At 55.8% G+C, this 15,059-nt stretch carries 12 protein-coding genes and 1 tRNA gene; 12 read left to right on the top strand and 1 reads right to left on the bottom strand.

Translation table 11 applies throughout. The features are described from left to right. Nucleotides 1-34: 34 nt before the first annotated feature. The 11 genes from cmk to ACXAD0_RS13970 all read left to right on the top strand — a co-directional run bounded on the left by cmk (nucleotide 35) and on the right by ACXAD0_RS13970 (nucleotide 12,419). Complete coding sequence (gene cmk, locus ACXAD0_RS14020) at nucleotides 35-727, top strand: (d)CMP kinase (RefSeq protein WP_475089130.1); 693 nt, start codon at nucleotides 35-37, stop codon at nucleotides 725-727. A 162-nt stretch (nucleotides 728-889) separates the two neighbouring features. After that, on the top strand, nucleotides 890-2,569 hold the full coding sequence (rpsA, locus tag ACXAD0_RS14015; RefSeq protein ID WP_475089128.1) for a 30S ribosomal protein S1: 1,680 nt from the start codon (nucleotides 890-892) through the stop codon (nucleotides 2,567-2,569). Nucleotides 2,570-2,711: 142 nt separating this feature from the next. Then, nucleotides 2,712-3,020: an integration host factor subunit beta gene (gene ihfB, locus ACXAD0_RS14010; protein WP_475089126.1), complete on the top strand. Its 309-nt coding sequence runs from the start codon at nucleotides 2,712-2,714 to the stop codon at nucleotides 3,018-3,020. 54 nt (nucleotides 3,021-3,074) lie between these two features. Next, a complete protein-coding gene (locus ACXAD0_RS14005) occupies nucleotides 3,075-3,383 on the top strand; it encodes a lipopolysaccharide assembly protein LapA domain-containing protein (RefSeq protein ID WP_475089124.1) in 309 nt (102 codons plus the stop codon). Beyond that, a complete protein-coding gene (gene lapB, locus ACXAD0_RS14000; RefSeq protein WP_475089123.1) occupies nucleotides 3,383-4,576 on the top strand; it encodes a lipopolysaccharide assembly protein LapB in 1,194 nt (397 codons plus the stop codon). Before ACXAD0_RS14005 ends, lapB begins: the two co-directional genes overlap by 1 nt. Nucleotides 4,577-4,629: 53 nt before the next feature. Next, the gene (gene pyrF, locus ACXAD0_RS13995; RefSeq protein WP_475089121.1) at nucleotides 4,630-5,343 is read left to right on the top strand and encodes an orotidine-5'-phosphate decarboxylase; all 714 of its coding nucleotides are present in this window, start codon (nucleotides 4,630-4,632) and stop codon (nucleotides 5,341-5,343) included. 69 nt (nucleotides 5,344-5,412) lie between these two features. Further along, nucleotides 5,413-5,778, top strand: a complete 366-nt coding sequence (locus tag ACXAD0_RS13990) for a ComEA family DNA-binding protein (RefSeq protein ID WP_475089119.1) — start codon at nucleotides 5,413-5,415, stop codon at nucleotides 5,776-5,778. A gap of 93 nt (nucleotides 5,779-5,871) precedes the next feature. Continuing rightward, the gene (locus ACXAD0_RS13985) at nucleotides 5,872-6,795 is read left to right on the top strand and encodes an NAD-dependent epimerase/dehydratase family protein (RefSeq protein WP_475089117.1); all 924 of its coding nucleotides are present in this window, start codon (nucleotides 5,872-5,874) and stop codon (nucleotides 6,793-6,795) included. Nucleotides 6,796-6,863: 68 nt separating this feature from the next. Further along, nucleotides 6,864-7,682 carry an MraY family glycosyltransferase gene (locus tag ACXAD0_RS13980; protein WP_475089116.1) on the top strand — a complete coding sequence of 273 codons (819 nt, stop codon included), beginning with the start codon at nucleotides 6,864-6,866 and terminating at the stop codon, nucleotides 7,680-7,682. 37 nt (nucleotides 7,683-7,719) lie between these two features. Further along, a complete protein-coding gene (locus tag ACXAD0_RS13975; protein ID WP_475089114.1) occupies nucleotides 7,720-9,669 on the top strand; it encodes a polysaccharide biosynthesis protein in 1,950 nt (649 codons plus the stop codon). Nucleotides 9,670-9,959: 290 nt separating this feature from the next. Then, on the top strand, nucleotides 9,960-12,419 hold the full coding sequence (locus ACXAD0_RS13970; protein WP_475089113.1) for an arylsulfatase: 2,460 nt from the start codon (nucleotides 9,960-9,962) through the stop codon (nucleotides 12,417-12,419). 221 nt (nucleotides 12,420-12,640) lie between these two features. On the opposite strand, the gene ACXAD0_RS13965 is transcribed toward ACXAD0_RS13970, so the two are convergent. Then, nucleotides 12,641-12,716, bottom strand: a tRNA-Asn gene (locus tag ACXAD0_RS13965). 250 nt (nucleotides 12,717-12,966) lie between these two features. On the opposite strand from ACXAD0_RS13965, the gene uvrB reads away from it, so the two are divergent. Beyond that, complete coding sequence (gene uvrB, locus ACXAD0_RS13960; protein WP_475089112.1) at nucleotides 12,967-14,970, top strand: excinuclease ABC subunit UvrB; 2,004 nt, start codon at nucleotides 12,967-12,969, stop codon at nucleotides 14,968-14,970. Nucleotides 14,971-15,059: the final 89 nt, after the last annotated feature.

Genomic DNA, 15,059 nt, shown 5'->3' with positions numbered 1-15,059 from the left:
GCTGCCCTGACCTTGAGTTGTTTTTTAAAGAATGATGACTGAATCGAATACGCTTCCCCCGGTCGTGACCATCGACGGACCCAGTGGGTCTGGCAAGGGGACTATTGCCCGCCTGGTGGCCGAAAAGCTGGGCTACAGCCTGCTGGATTCCGGTGCGCTCTATCGTCTGACCGCCCTGGCGGCCCTCGGGCGCAGTGTGGATCTGACCGATGAGGCAACGCTGACTGAAGTTGCCGCCAATCTGGATATTCGCTTTGAGTTGCGTGATGGCGAGGTTGCCGCGCTGCTGGAAGGGCGGGATGTGAGCCGCGATATCCGTATGGAAGAGGTCAGTATGGCGGCCTCTAAAGTCGCGGCGATGCACGGTGTGCGCGCCGCGCTGTTGCAGCGCCAGCGGGATTTTCGCGAGGCTCCGGGACTGGTGGCGGATGGCCGGGATATGGGTACCACCGTGTTCCCTGACGCCCCGGTCAAGGTGTTCCTGACGGCCTCGGCAGAGGAGAGGGCGCGCCGCCGCCATGAGCAGTTGCGGGAGCGGGGGGTTTCTGTTAGCCTCCGCGACCTGCTGGAGGATATCCGCGCCCGGGACGCGCGTGATATGAGCCGGGAGGCCTCCCCACTGGCTCCTGCTGAGGATGCAGTCGAGCTGGATAGTACCGGGGTCAGTATTGACGCGGTGCTGGAGCAGGTATTGGCGCTGGTTGAGCAGCGCATTGGTGCCCAATAGGCACACCCAGACAGTTTTATCCGATAGCGGCCGGGATCAGCCAGAATTGCCCGGCCGTTGTCGTAATTCGACCCGCGTGCTGGCAGCGTGGTGGGGCTTTTGCTGGCGGTTGACTACACTTTCAAGTTGCCACCGGCTGGGTCCATATATATAGGTAATGTAATGAGCGAAAGCTTTGCTGATTTATTTGAAGAGAGCCTGAAAAGCGTAGAAATGGCGCCGGGTGCGATTGTTACCGGTGTTGTGATCGACGTGGACAAAGACTGGGTTACCGTTCATGCGGGCCTGAAGTCTGAAGGCGTTATTCCCGCTGCCCAGTTCCTGAACGAAAAGGGTGAAGTGGACCTGCAGGTTGGCGACGAAGTTCAGGTTGCCCTCGAAGCAGTAGAAGACGGTTTCGGTGAAACCCGCCTGTCCCGTGAGAAAGCCAAGCGCGCTGAAGCCTGGAAGATTCTCGACGCTGCACACGCTGCAGACGAAGTGGTCAAGGGTGTTATCAGTGGCAAGGTCAAGGGTGGCTTCACCGTTGACGTGGCTAACATTCGCGCGTTCCTGCCGGGTTCCCTGGTAGACGTTCGTCCGGTTCGCGACACTGCGCACCTGGAAGGTAAAGAGCTCGAATTCAAAGTCATCAAGCTGGACGCCAAGCGCAACAACGTTGTTGTTTCCCGCCGCGCGGTAATGGAAGCAGCCAACAGCGAAGAGCGCGAAGCGCTGCTGGAAAGCCTGCAGGAAGGCATGTCCATCAAGGGTATCGTGAAGAACCTGACCGACTACGGTGCATTCGTGGACCTGGGCGGTATCGATGGCCTGCTGCACATCACCGACATGGCCTGGAAGCGCATCAAGCATCCGAGCGAGATCGTCAATGTTGGCGACGAGATCGAAGTGAAGGTCCTGAAGTTCGACCGCGAGCGCAGCCGTGTATCTCTGGGCCTCAAGCAGCTGGGCGAGGATCCTTGGGTATCCATCAAGCAGCGTTACCCGGAGAACAGCCGCGTGAAGGCGGTTGTGACCAACCTGACCGACTACGGCTGCTTTGCCGAGCTGGAAGAGGGCGTCGAAGGTCTGGTACACGTATCCGAAATGGATTGGACCAACAAGAACATCCACCCGTCCAAAGTTGTCAACGTTGGCGACGAGGTCGAGGTAATGATTCTGGATATCGACGAAGAGCGTCGTCGTATTTCCCTGGGTATCAAGCAGTGCCAGGAAAATCCGTGGGATGCGTTTGCTCGTAAGTTCGCCAAGGGCGACAAGATCTCCGGTAAGATCAAGTCCATCACCGACTTCGGTATCTTCATCGGTCTGGACGGCAGCATCGATGGTCTGGTGCACCTGTCCGACATCTCCTGGAACGAAGCGGGCGAAGACGCAGTTCGCAAGTTCAAGAAAGGTGACGAAATCGAGACCGTTATCCTGGGTATCGACTCCGACCGTGAGCGTATCTCCCTGGGTATCAAGCAGCTGGAGTCCGATCCGTTCTCCGATTACGTTGCGACCAACGACCGTGGCACCATCGTAACTGGTACCATCAAGGAAGTTGACGCCAAGCAGGCTGTCATCGTCCTGGCTGACGAAGTAGAAGGCGTTCTGCGCGCTTCCGAAATCAGCCGCGACAAGGTTGAAGACGCTCGCAACGTACTGAAAGAAGGCGAAGAGGTTGAGGCCAAGATCACCAGCGTGGATCGCAAGAACCGCGTGATCAGCCTGTCCATCAAAGCCAAGGATCAGGACGACGAGAAGCAGGCCATTAAGGATCACACCAAGAAGCAGGCTGAACAGGTTCAGCCGGCCACTATCGGTGACCTGATCAAGGCCCAGATGAACAACAAAGACTAATAGTCTTTAGTTTTCATCAGGCCCCGCCTTATAGGTTGGGGCTATGCGAAAGCCGGACTGGGGTTGCCCAGTCCGGCTTTCTGTTAGATGATTGCGGCTCTAATCTAGAATAATCAATGACTTAGATAAGGTTACGGGGCGCATGACCAAATCCGAACTGATCGAAAGGATTGCGTTGAGGTTGGATCAGCTGCCGGTCCGCGATGTGGAGCTGGCGGTGAAGGTGATGTTGGACTCTATGTCTGATGTGCTGGCCAAGGGAGAGCGGATCGAGATCCGTGGCTTTGGTAGCTTTTCACTGCATTATCGGGCACCACGGACGGGTAGAAATCCCAAAACCGGTGATGCCGTCGCGCTGGCGGGCAAGTATGTCCCTCATTTCAAGCCCGGCAAAGAGTTGCGCGACAGAGTCAATCAACGCATGCACCAGGAGTCGATCCCCGAAGTATGATTGGGGGGATTGATCACCGTTGAATTAACCACGCTCGCGAAAGCGGAGGTGCTCTTGTCATTTTTGCGTTGGCTATTGCGAATCATCTATGGATTGCTCGCGATACTATGTATCGCTATCGGCGTTTACTTCGCAGTAGATAACCCCCAACAGATTTCCCCCAACTTCGTTGGTAATACCATGCCTGCGGGCAGCGTCGGTTTTTGGTTGATCGGTGCTCTGCTGCTGGGCGTGCTGCTTGGATTCCTGATCGGTATTTTGCCGATGGCGAACGAACGTCGCCGGGTGCGCGGGCTGGAGCGTCAGCTGCGCCGCACCGAGCAGGAGCTGTATACCGTTCGCCGCAAGGTGTCCGCTGACTAATGGGTGATCTGACCTTTTTCTTCTTTCTGCTGGCAGCCATCGCAATTGGATGGCTGCTGGGGCGTCGTAGTATGAGGAAGAAAAAGCCCGATTGCAGTGCCCAGGAGCAGGCGTTGGCCCGCTCCTATGCCCAGGGACTCAATTACCTCCTGAATGAAAGGCACGATGATGCGATCGATAAATTTATCGATTCCCTGGAAGTGTCGAGTGCCACGTTCGATACCCATCTGGCACTGGGAAACCTGCTCAGGAAGCGCGGTGAGCACGATCAGGCGATCCGTGTGCACCAGAACCTGCTCGCGCGCCCAAGCCTTGCGCGGCAGGCCCAGCAAAACGCACAGCTGGAACTGGCGCGCGACTATATTGCAGCGGGCTGGCTGGACCGGGCAGAGCGTCTCCTGCAGGAACTGGTGGAAACGTCCTCTGATTTACGTGATACCAGCCTGGAGCACCTGATTGAGGTGTATCGGGATGAGCGTGAATGGGCAAAAGCAATTCACGCAGTGAACTTACTGCATGGACGTCGGTTCAAGCGAATTTCGTCCGAGTGGGCACCGGTGCAGGCACACTTTTGCTGTGAGTTGGCCGAAGAGGCGATTACCTCGAAAGATTACCTGAGTGCCCGCAAGCATATCGACGCGGCACTCAACTATGACAAGAATTCGGTGCGCGCCAATTTGCTGTTGGGCCGTTTGGAGCATCTGCTCGGCCGACCGCGGGAAGCAATCCGGGTGTTACAGCGTATCCCCCGTCAGAACCCGGACTACATTCCGGAAATCCTCGATCTTCTGATCACATCTTATCTGGAGGTAGGAGACGAGACTGGGTTGGATCGCTATCTGGAATCCCTGCTGAAGGAGTATCCCTCCAACAGCGTTTTGATTGCGCTGACAGAGCGTATCCACCAGGAGCAGAATGAATCCGCTGCTGCGACTTTTATGGGCGAGCAACTGGCGCTGAGACCCTCTCTGCGTGGACTCGGACATTTCCTCGACCTGCATCTGGATATCGCTGAAGGGCGCACCCGCGAGAATCTCACTTTACTCAAGACGCTGATTGATCAGCTGATCGCCAGCAGGCCGCATTATCGCTGCGTCAGTTGCGGGTTTTCCGGTAATCAGCTGCACTGGTTGTGTCCCAGCTGTAAGAGCTGGGGAACCGTTCGCTCCGTAAAGGGTGTTGAGGGTGACTAGCGCGCCTTTCCATCTTTCACTTTTTCCACATATTTTCTGCACGAGGTAATTTCTTGAACGCACAGGTTGCATCCCCCGTTATCGTCGCTCTGGATTACAACAACCCGGAGGCAGCACTCACTATGGCGGATTTACTCGATCCGCAGTTATGCCGGGTCAAGGTCGGTAAAGAGCTGTTTACGATTGCCGGCCCGGAGTTGGTCCGCGCACTGGTGGCGCGCGGATTCCAGGTGTTTCTCGACCTCAAGTTTCACGATATTCCCAATACTGTAGCGGCAGCAGTCAAGGCGGCGGCGGACCTGGGCGTATGGATGGTCAATGTGCATGCGAGTGGCGGGGCGAGAATGATGACCGCGGCGCGTGAGGCTATTGAGCCGTTGGGTGAAAGTCGTCCGCTGTTGATTGGTGTCACCGTGCTGACCAGTACGGCATCGGAAGAGCTGGCCGAAGTTGGTGTAGAGCGTGAGCTGCGGGATCAGGTTGCGTCTCTCGCGTTGCTGGCACAAAAAAGTGGATTAGACGGCGTGGTTTGCTCTGCCCAGGAAGCGGCATTATTGCGTTCTGTCTGCGGAGATGACTTCGCGCTTGTCACGCCAGGCATCCGTCCATCAGGTTCTGCCGCGGATGATCAGCGTCGAATTGTGACACCGTCAGATGCAGTGGAACTAGGGTCTGATTACCTTGTGATTGGCAGACCCATTACCTCTGCTGCTGATCCCATGGCAGCGTTGCGCGGCATTCTTCAGGAACTGAATAGCGCATCATAAATTCCCTCCAGACTTTTGTTTTCTTTGTCGTCTCTTCGCTGTTAGAGTGCCTTTTCCCTTTGGAAGTTGTTGTTTTTTAAGGGAAATTTTTTTGACTATCACATGGAGGCGACAATGAAAAAAATTCAATTTTCTTTCTTCAAATTTTTTCTGGTTTGTTTTTTTGCGGCAGCGGTTCCTGCGCTGGCAGTAGAGGAATCTACTGCTTTGGATGAAGGTCAGGCTCAGCTTGCGTCTGTCGAAACCGTCAACCTGAACACGGCAACGGCGGAAGAGCTGGCAGAAAGTTTGGCAGGTATCGGCCTTTCCAAAGCAAAGCGGATTGTTGCGTATCGGGATGCGTATGGTCCCTTTGCGCGCATTGAGGACTTGCTCGAAGTGAAAGGCGTGGGCATGGCAACACTCGAGAAAAACCGCGCCAAACTTTCACTCTGATCACAAATTGAGAATAGAGTGCTGGCGCGATGATTGCGCTTGCTCTAGATTTGTGCAGTCGTAGGGTGCGAAATCTATTTGGAGTCAGGCCGCATGACTCGTTGGGTAGTCGTCGGTGGTACCGGAAAAATTGGCAGGGTGCTCTGCGAGGCATTGAGTGCACAGGGGAATCCTGTGTTGTCCATTTCCCGTTCCTTTTCTGCGCCTGATGGTTGCCAGCAACTCTCAATGAATCTTGACCCGGGCGTGAGTTTTGCCCGGGTTTTTCGTTCTGGGGATCGGGTAATTTACGCTGCGGGCATTGCATCTCGTTCCCGGTGTGAACGCGATCCGGAAAAAGCGCTCTGGCTCAATGCGGAGTGCCCGTCGCAAATGCTGGAAGCCGCCGCGGAGGCAGGGGCTGAAAGCTTTACCTATCTTTCCAGCGTCAAAGCAATGACGGTACCGGCGGGAAAGCTCGCCGATGAAAAAACTGGCGAACCGGCAAAAGATCCTTACGGCCGCACTAAATGGCTGGCAGAGCAAAAACTTCTGAATTGCGACGCGCGCTGCCGGGTCAACATTGTACGCCCTGCAGCGGTCTATGGGTTTCCCGCACGTCAGGCTCGCCTCTCTGCCGATCACTGGAGACGTCGGATATTGAATCTTTTGTCGGTTTTACCCGTTTTGCCTGCCAATGGCATGCGCAGTGTGATCAGCGCAGATGATCTGGTGCGCGCCATCCAGCTGGTGGGTGCTTCACCAAGCTGTCATCGACAAACCTATATTGTCGCAGAGCCTCGCTTTTATGATTTTTGTGGTATTGCGCGTGAACGCGGTGAAGCGCCCCGCTCGAGTAGGGCGCTGTTCAATATAATTCGACTATTACTGTGGCCGTTTCGGTCTGCCTCCCTGGCCCATGCATTTGTCCATTCGGGGAGCAGTGAGCTATTCAGCGCTGCGCTGATCAGGGAAAAGCTTGCCTGGGGAGCACAGAAAACCTATGGCGATTATCTCCGTCTTGAGGTTCGCCAGTGAATACTGCAATCACTGAGCAGTTATTGCCGCTTCTGGTTGCCGGGCTGGTAGGTTACTGCATGCAGCGTGTGGCGCTGCAGAGTGCCCTGCGTATGATTGTGGACGCGCCTAACCACCGGTCGATGCATGACCGTCCGATCCCGCGAACCGGCGGGTGGGCGCTTGTGGTTGGTGTTGCCGCAGGTCTGGTACTTTCTATTGATGGCTGGTCGCTGGTGCTGGCGCTGGCATTTGCTTCCTTGTTTTTGATTTCTGCGCTGGATGACGTCGGTCACATTCCTGCCGCTGTGCGTTTTCCCGTACACGTGTTCTCGGTTGTGTTGGTTCTGATCGCGTTGCCGGGGACGCTCGTCTGGTGGCAATTCGCCGTATTGTTGTTTGCCGGTGCGTGGATGATCAACCTGTACAATTTTATGGATGGGATTGATGGGCTAGCAGCGTCAATGACTGCGGTGGGTTTTTCTATCCTTGGGCTGCTGAGCGCATTGCGCGGATTTGAAGAGCTCGCGACGATTTGTGGACTGCTGGTGGTCGGTGCACTGGTGTTTTTACGCTTTAACTGGCCGCCCGCGAAAATTTTCCTCGGTGATGTTGGGTCTACCAGTCTTGGGCTATCGGCTTTCGTCGTATCCGTTTATGGCTGGCAGGCCGGCGCTTTTTCGTTATTGGCGCCGCTCATTTTGTTTGCGCCTTTCTGGCTGGATGCTACCTTGACGCTGGTAGGCAGAATATTGAGTGGCAAACGGTGGTGGGAAGCGCACCGCGAACATTTTTATCAGCGCAGCGCACTCCAGAATGGGGTCAGGTCTGCACTGCTTTTTCAGTTGAAACTGATGCTGTTGTTGTCAACGGTTGTCGTCATTTTAGCGTTATCAGGGTTGGTTTAGAGAATTTTCACGTTGCAACTAGGGAATAGGGGGCACGGTGAAGCGTTTCTGGAGTGTGGTACAAAAGCATTACAAGCCGGCACTCATGCTGGTGCACGACCTGTTGATGCTGAGCGCAGCATTTATCGGTGCGCTTGCAATTCGCCTGAACGGACTCGGCGAAATCCTGGATTCCTCCATGCTACTTTGCCTTGGGCTTACACTGGCGACGAGTAGCTTTATCTTCTTGCGGCTGGGTCTCTACCGGACGGTCATTCGGTATATGGGGCAGCAGGCGATCGTCGCCGTTCTCCAGGGCGTCACTGCATCGGCAGTCGTATTGGCGGTGGCGTCTTATGTCACCTATGCCGGCGTACCCCGGTCCATTCCCCTGATTTACTGGTGCTTTGCCCTGATTGCGGTGGGTGGTTCCCGCTGGATGGTTCGCCTGTATTACCAGATGGCACTGGAAATTCACAAGACCCGCGTAGCGATCTATGGTGCCGGTACCGCTGGCTTGCAACTGTATAAAGCATTGATTCACGGGGAACTGTACAAGCCGGTTGCGTTTTTTGACGACAACGCCTCGAAACAAAATACCCTGATTGATGGGGTTCTGGTGTACAACCCCGCACATATACTGCATATCGCTGCGGATCGGGATATTGCCGAAGTGCTGTTGGCGATGCCGGCCGTTCCCAAGCAGCGGCGTCGGGAGATTACGCGCTCGTTGCGAGAGCGGGGGCTGGTCGTCAAAGTCATACCCGGGCTGGAAGAGCTCGTGGATGGTGCGGGCAGGACATCAGATGTCCCGCAAATTTATGAAAATGTTCTCGGGCGCGCGCCGGTAGAACCGGAGAAGGCCCTGATCGCTTCATCGATCAGTGAGAAAATTGTTCTGGTGACGGGAGCCGGAGGCTCCATCGGCTCGGAGCTTTGCCGACAAATACAGCAGTGGAATCCGGCGCATCTGGTTTTGTTTGAGTCGTCAGAGTTTGCGCTTTACCAGATTGAGAGAGAGCTTCGACAGGTACAGATTGACGAAGGGCTCAACCTGAAGGTGACGCCGCTACTCGGTGACGTCCGCAACCGGCAGCGTATCGAAGAGATACTTCGCGACTTCGGTGTGCAAACGATCTACCATGCGGCAGCTTACAAGCATGTGCCGTTGGTTGAGCAGAACATTGTTCTGGGCGCGGATAATAATGTGCTTGGGACGTTGGCGGTTCTCGAGGCGGCGGAATCCTGTGGCGTTGAGCAGTTCGTGCTGGTTTCGACCGATAAAGCGGTCAGGCCCACGAATGTGATGGGCGCGACCAAGCGACTGGCCGAACTGGTGTGTCAGGATTTTGGCTACCGATTCAGCAAGACCCGGGTGTGCATGGTGCGTTTCGGCAACGTGCTCGGGTCCTCGGGTTCGGTCTTGCCATTGTTCACCGACCAGATCAATGCGGGCGGGCCGGTGACGGTGACGCATCCCATGGTAACCCGCTTCTTTATGACAATTCCCGAGTCCGCACAGCTGGTTCTGCAGGCGGGCAGTATGGGGTGCCATGGTGAAGTATTTGTGCTCGATATGGGGGAGCCGGTCCGAATCTATGATCTGGCCTGCCGTCTGATCAGTATCATGGGGCATACGGTGCGCGATGAGCATAACCCGAAGGGCGATATCGAGATTCAGATTACCGGGTTGCGCCCCGGGGAAAAACTGTACGAAGAGCTGTTACTGGGCGACAACGTCTCTGGTACCGATCATCCAATGATCATGCGCGCAGAAGAAGAGCGCCTGGAGAGCGAGCAATTGCAGGCCCTGCTGCTGGAATTGCGGCGGGCGATACAGCGTTACGATTGTGAAAAGGTGCACCAGATTCTGCGCGAGGCCGTCAAAGACTATTCGCCCAAACATGGATTGGTTGATTCCGTATTGGTCAGAAAGCGGGAGCTGGAAGCTGAGGCGCCCCGTGGCCAGGTTAAGCATCTGCCCGTAATCGGGGAGGGTAATCGGTAAGTGTCAGCCAATGTCGAGCTCGCTATGCTGTCTTGCTTTCTTTTCCTGCTCTCAGGGCAATTCTCGAATCAAGGCGCGCCCATTCCGTTTGTCTGAATGTGGCGCTATTGGTTTTTCCTCAGATCGCAACCGCGTTTCCTCCGAACCTTTTATCGATCACCCCGATCATGTGGCTTCCTCTTCAGGCCATCTTTTGATGGTTTTCTTATTGTTCTCCGAGCTACAGCTTTCGATTGACTAGAATTTTCGGGTACTGATTGGGCGGCATCCCGATATCCGGAGGAGAGTCAATGGATTGGCGTAATTTTTCTGTGTCTATGTTACTGACCGGGTCTGTGGCGCTGATGAGCGCCTGCGAGCGGGATCAGGGTGCGGACGATCAGCTTGCTATCGCGTCAGGTTCGAACGCTGAAGTGGTCGCTGAAGCGGACAAGCAAGTAGAGCAGGGTGTTGGCGCGAGCAGCGAAATCAAAGTCGTCGATGGCATCAAGCAAAAAACTGTCGAAGGATTTGGCGGCGTCATCGCGGAGCGTTACCAGGATTCGAAAGAATGGTGGCCTGAAGAAAAGGTGCCGGCGGCGGGCTCTCCCAATGTCATTATCTTTCTATTGGATGATGTGGGGTTTGCACAGGTCGGCAGTTTTGGTGGCTTGATCGAAACACCCAATATCGATCGGCTTGCAGAAAATGGTCTCCGCTTCAACAACTTCCATACCACAGCCCTGTGCTCGCCGTCTCGCGCTTCTCTGATGGCGGGGCGCAACCCGCATTCCATCGGGCTTGGCAGTCATGCGCTGACCGCCATGGGATTCCCCGGCTATAACGCGATCATGCCGGACTCGGCGAAGTCGGTGGCAAACTACCTGCAGGATGCCGGTTATATCAACTACGCGTTGGGGAAGTGGGACCATACGCCGCTGTACGAGGTGTCTCAGGTCGGTCCATTTGATCGCTGGCCCAGCGGGGAGGGTTTCCAGCATGCCTATACCTTTATGGCGGCGGATGTGCACCAGTTCGTGCCCGTCATGTGGAACGACCACACCCCGGAGCCCTATCGCAAGTCGGTGCATCTCGATCAGGATCTTGCAGATCGTGCCATCGAGTGGATTACCGGACACAAGTCCATCAAGCCGGATTTGCCGTTTATGATGCTCTGGGCGTCGGGGTCGATGCACTCACCGCATCATGCGCCAGACAGCCATATCAATAAATATAAGGGCAAGTTTGATGAGGGCTGGGACGTCGCGCGGGAGAAAATCCTCGCGCGCCAGAAGGCGCTGGGTGTCGTCCCGCCGGACACGAAGCTGACTGAGCGGATTGATGATATTCCAGCTTGGGATTCGTTGAATGCGGATGAGAAACGGCTCTACGCACGACAGATGGAAGTCTTCGCGGCGCAGATGGAATGGGTGGATTTGCAGATTGGCCGCGTGATCGATGAGCTGGAGCGTATCGGCGAGCTGGATAATACGCTGATTTTTGTTACGGCGGACAACGGAGCCAGCGGCGAGGGCGGTTTGGCCGGTACCTTTAATGAGACCTATGTGCTCAATGGATTGCAGACACCATTTGAGTCGAGCCTGCGCCAGATCGACGCGTGGGGTACCGAGACCACCTACCCGCATTACCATGCGGGCTGGGCGATGGCAGGTAACACACCCTTCCGCTACTTCAAGCAGAGCGAACACCGCGGCGGTCAGCACGATGCATTGGTGGTGCACTGGCCCAAAGGGATTCAGGCCAAAGGAGAGATTCGCAACCAGTACCACCATATCAGCGATATTGCGCCGACCATTCTCGATGTTGCCGGACTGGAAGTGCCGGCGGAATACCATGGCGTACCGCAACAGCCGATGGATGGCGTGTCGATGCGATACGCATTTAACGACGCAGATGCGCCCAATCGCAAAAAGCGCCAGTATTACGAAATGTTCGGTAACCGTGCAATTTGGGAGGATGGCTGGAAGGCTGTGACCCTGCATGCCAACCGGATGCCCTGGGATCTGGCGGTGACCCTGCCGTTTGACCAGGACCAGTGGGAGCTCTACCACGTCGCAGAGGACTTTTCTGAATCCACCAATCTCGCCGACCAGCACCCCGAGAAGCTCAAGGCTTTGATCAAGGCATTCGATGAAGAGGCGTGGAAATATAATGTCTATCCGCTCTATGACGATATGATCGCGCGGCTGGCCAAGCAGCAGGATCGTTTGTTTGGCGACAAGACCGAGTTTGTCTATTTTTGGCCGGGCGCCGTACGGATTGCGGAGAAGTCATCTGCCCCGGTGAAAAACAGGAGCCACACGATCGAGACGACACTGGATCTACAAGGCGGCGAGGAAGGGGTGATCATGGCGGTCGGCGGGATGACCGGTGGATTCTCGTTGTTCCTGAAGGATGGCAAAGTCATCTACGACTACAACTATCTCGACGGGGTGCATTATGTACTCGAGTCGCCTCCCGTTGGCACTGGCAAGGTGGATGTGAAGTTCGTCTTTACCAAAACCAAAGACTATGGCGGTACCGGGGCGTTATTGATTAATGGTGAAAAGGTAGCGGAAGTCGATATGCCGCTGATGCATATCAGTACCTATTCGCTGGCAGAGACCTTTGATGTGGGGCGGGATACCGGCACTCAGGTATCCAAATCCTACAAGGATCCGTTCCCGTTTACAGGCAAGCTTGATCGGGTGGTGATTCGCCTGGATGCGCAGGAAGCTGAGACACCGGATGTGCCGGGTAACTACCGCTAGTGGTTCATGCGGAAAATGATGTAACAGTTCGCTTCACTAGCTTGCCCAGCTCTGCGCTGAGAAAGCTTGAACTGGAATCGCTATTCCTGTGCTTCCTCGTCTTGATATGAACACCTTGGCTGTGCTGCTTTGTTGCAAAACTTTCCGTATGGACCACTGGGCAATTTGGATCCCGGAAATGAAAAAGGCCCCTAGCTTGCGCTAGGGGCCTTTTTGCTATTTGGCTCCGCCTGCTGGGCTCGAACCAGCGACCCAATGATTAACAGTCATTTGCTCTACCAACTGAGCTAAGGCGGAATTTCTTAGCGGCTGTTGCCGTTCAGATGGCGCGTATCTTATAGAGGGGGTTTCGGTTGGTCAACCCCTTTTTTTCACTTTTAAGTTGTTGATTTGCCGGTATTTTCATTTTTCTCCCGAGTTGAGCAAAAAGGCGGCAATCTGCTTCTTTGCGCGCCAAAACCGCATTCCGCGACTCGGTAGAATTGTTGTGGGCTCTGGCGAAGGCCTACAATGTGCCACGCATCGAGACTGGAGTATTGGGAAGGTTATGGAGTCGCGTCCGTTTAAAGTAGCGAGTAAGTATGAGCCCGCCGGCGACCAGCCTGGCGCCATCGACGCACTGGTCGAGGGGATTGAGGACGGCTTGAGCCATCAGACCCTGCTGGGTGTGACCGGGTCCGGCAAGACTTTCACCATGGCGAATATTGTCGAGCGCCTGCAGCGCCCGGCGATCGTCATGGCGCACAACAAGACGCTGGCAGCGCAGTTGTACGGCGAGTTCCGAGAATTTTTTCCCAAGAATGCGGTGGAGTACTTCGTCTCTTATTACGACTACTACCAGCCCGAGGCCTATGTTCCTTCGTCGGATACCTTTATTGAGAAGGACGCCTCGGTCAATGAGCACATCGAGCAGATGCGACTGTCCGCCACCAAGGCGTTGATCGAGCGTCGCGATGTCATCGTGGTGGCCACCGTGTCTGCCATTTACGGTTTGGGCGATCCCGACAAGTACCTGAAGATGGTGTTGCACCTGGACCGGGGTGACATCATCGACCAGCGTTCCGTCCTGCGTCGCCTGGCGGAGCTGCAGTACACCCGCAACGATGCGGATTTCCGCAGGGCCACCTATCGCGTGCGCGGCGATATCATCGACATCTATCCGGCGGACTCCGATCTGGAGGCCGTGCGCCTGTCGCTCTTCGACGAGGAGATCGAGGATATCTCCCTGTTTGACCCGCTCACCGGTGAGGTACTGAAGAAAGTGCCCCGGGTCACTATCTTCCCCAAGTCCCACTATGTCACGCCGCGGGACACCATCGTCAAGGCCATCGACCAGATCAAGGACGAGCTGCAGGACCGTCTCAAGCAGCTGAGGGATCATGACAAGCTGGTAGAAGCGCAGCGACTGGAGCAGCGCACCAAGTACGATCTGGAGATGATGCAGGAGCTCGGCTACTGCACCGGCGTGGAAAACTATTCGCGCTACCTGTCCGGGCGGGATCCGGGGCAACCTCCGCCCACACTGTTTGACTATCTGCCGCACGATTCGCTGTTGTTTATCGATGAGAGTCACGTGACTGTGCCGCAGGTTGGCGGCATGTACCGCGGCGATCGCTCACGCAAGGAAACGTTGGTGGAGTATGGGTTCCGCTTGCCCTCAGCACTGGACAACCGCCCGCTGAAATTCGAGGAGTGGGAGCACCTGTCCCCTCAGACGGTTTTCGTTTCGGCGACACCCGGACCCTACGAACAGGAGCACGCCGGTGCCGTCGTGGAGCAGGTAGTGCGTCCTACCGGTCTGGTGGATCCGGAGGTTGAAGTGCGTCCCGCCTCCACTCAGGTGGATGATGCCTTGTCGGAAATCCATCGTTGTGTGGACGCGGATCAGCGGGTGCTGATTACCGTGCTGACCAAACGCATGGCAGAAGACCTGACCGAGTACCTGAACGAAAGCGGTGTGCGCGTGCGTTACCTGCATTCCGATATCGATACGGTGGAGCGGGTGGAGATTATCCGGGATCTGCGCATCGGTGAGTTTGATGTGCTGGTAGGTATTAACCTGCTTCGGGAAGGCCTGGATATGCCGGAAGTGGCCCTGGTGGCAATTTTCGATGCCGATAAAGAAGGTTTCCTGCGTTCAGATCGCTCATTGATCCAGACGATCGGTCGCGCTGCACGAAACCTGCATGGTCGTGCCATCCTCTACGCGGATAAAGTGACGGATTCCATGCGGCGGGCCCTGGACGAAACCCAGCGGCGCCGTGACAAGCAGCTGGCTTACAACGAAGAGCATGGGATTACGCCCAAGGGAATCCGCAAGAGTGTTGCCGATATTATGGAAGGGGCGATTGCCCCGGGTGTGCCCAAAAAAGGGCGACGCAAGGTTGCCGAAGGCAAGGCGGAGTACAGTGCCGAGCCATTATCTGAGAAGCAGCGTTGGGCGCGCATCGAGTCCCTCGAAGAGCAGATGTATAACCATGCCAAGAACCTGGAGTTCGAGGCCGCGGCGAAGCTGCGCGATGAGATTACCAAGCTGAAGGAAAGTGCGTAGCCCGGTCGAGGTGCCGCTGAGAAATGAAAAAGGGCGCCATCTGGCGCCCTTTGTTTGCCGGTGACGCCGCGCCTTCAAGCTGGGTTGGC

The sequence above is a fragment of the Microbulbifer sp. ABF4_148 genome (assembly GCF_056158985.1).
The sequence above is the reverse complement of the archived record's forward strand: the minus strand, read 5'-3'. Positions and strand labels throughout refer to the sequence as shown.

Bases quoted from the DNA above. Each gene is read 5' to 3' on its own strand.
- cmk (WP_475089130.1), top strand. From the start codon at position 35: ATGACTGAATCGAATACGCTTCCCCCGGTCGTGACCATCGACGGACCC.
- rpsA (WP_475089128.1), top strand. From the start codon at position 890: ATGAGCGAAAGCTTTGCTGATTTATTTGAAGAGAGCCTGAAAAGCGTA.
- lapB (WP_475089123.1), top strand. From the start codon at position 3,383: ATGGGTGATCTGACCTTTTTCTTCTTTCTGCTGGCAGCCATCGCAATT.
- ACXAD0_RS13970 (WP_475089113.1), top strand. From the start codon at position 9,960: ATGGATTGGCGTAATTTTTCTGTGTCTATGTTACTGACCGGGTCTGTG.
- uvrB (WP_475089112.1), top strand. From the start codon at position 12,967: ATGGAGTCGCGTCCGTTTAAAGTAGCGAGTAAGTATGAGCCCGCCGGC.
- ACXAD0_RS13985 (WP_475089117.1), top strand. From the start codon at position 5,872: ATGACTCGTTGGGTAGTCGTCGGTGGTACCGGAAAAATTGGCAGGGTG.
- ihfB (WP_475089126.1), top strand. From the start codon at position 2,712: ATGACCAAATCCGAACTGATCGAAAGGATTGCGTTGAGGTTGGATCAG.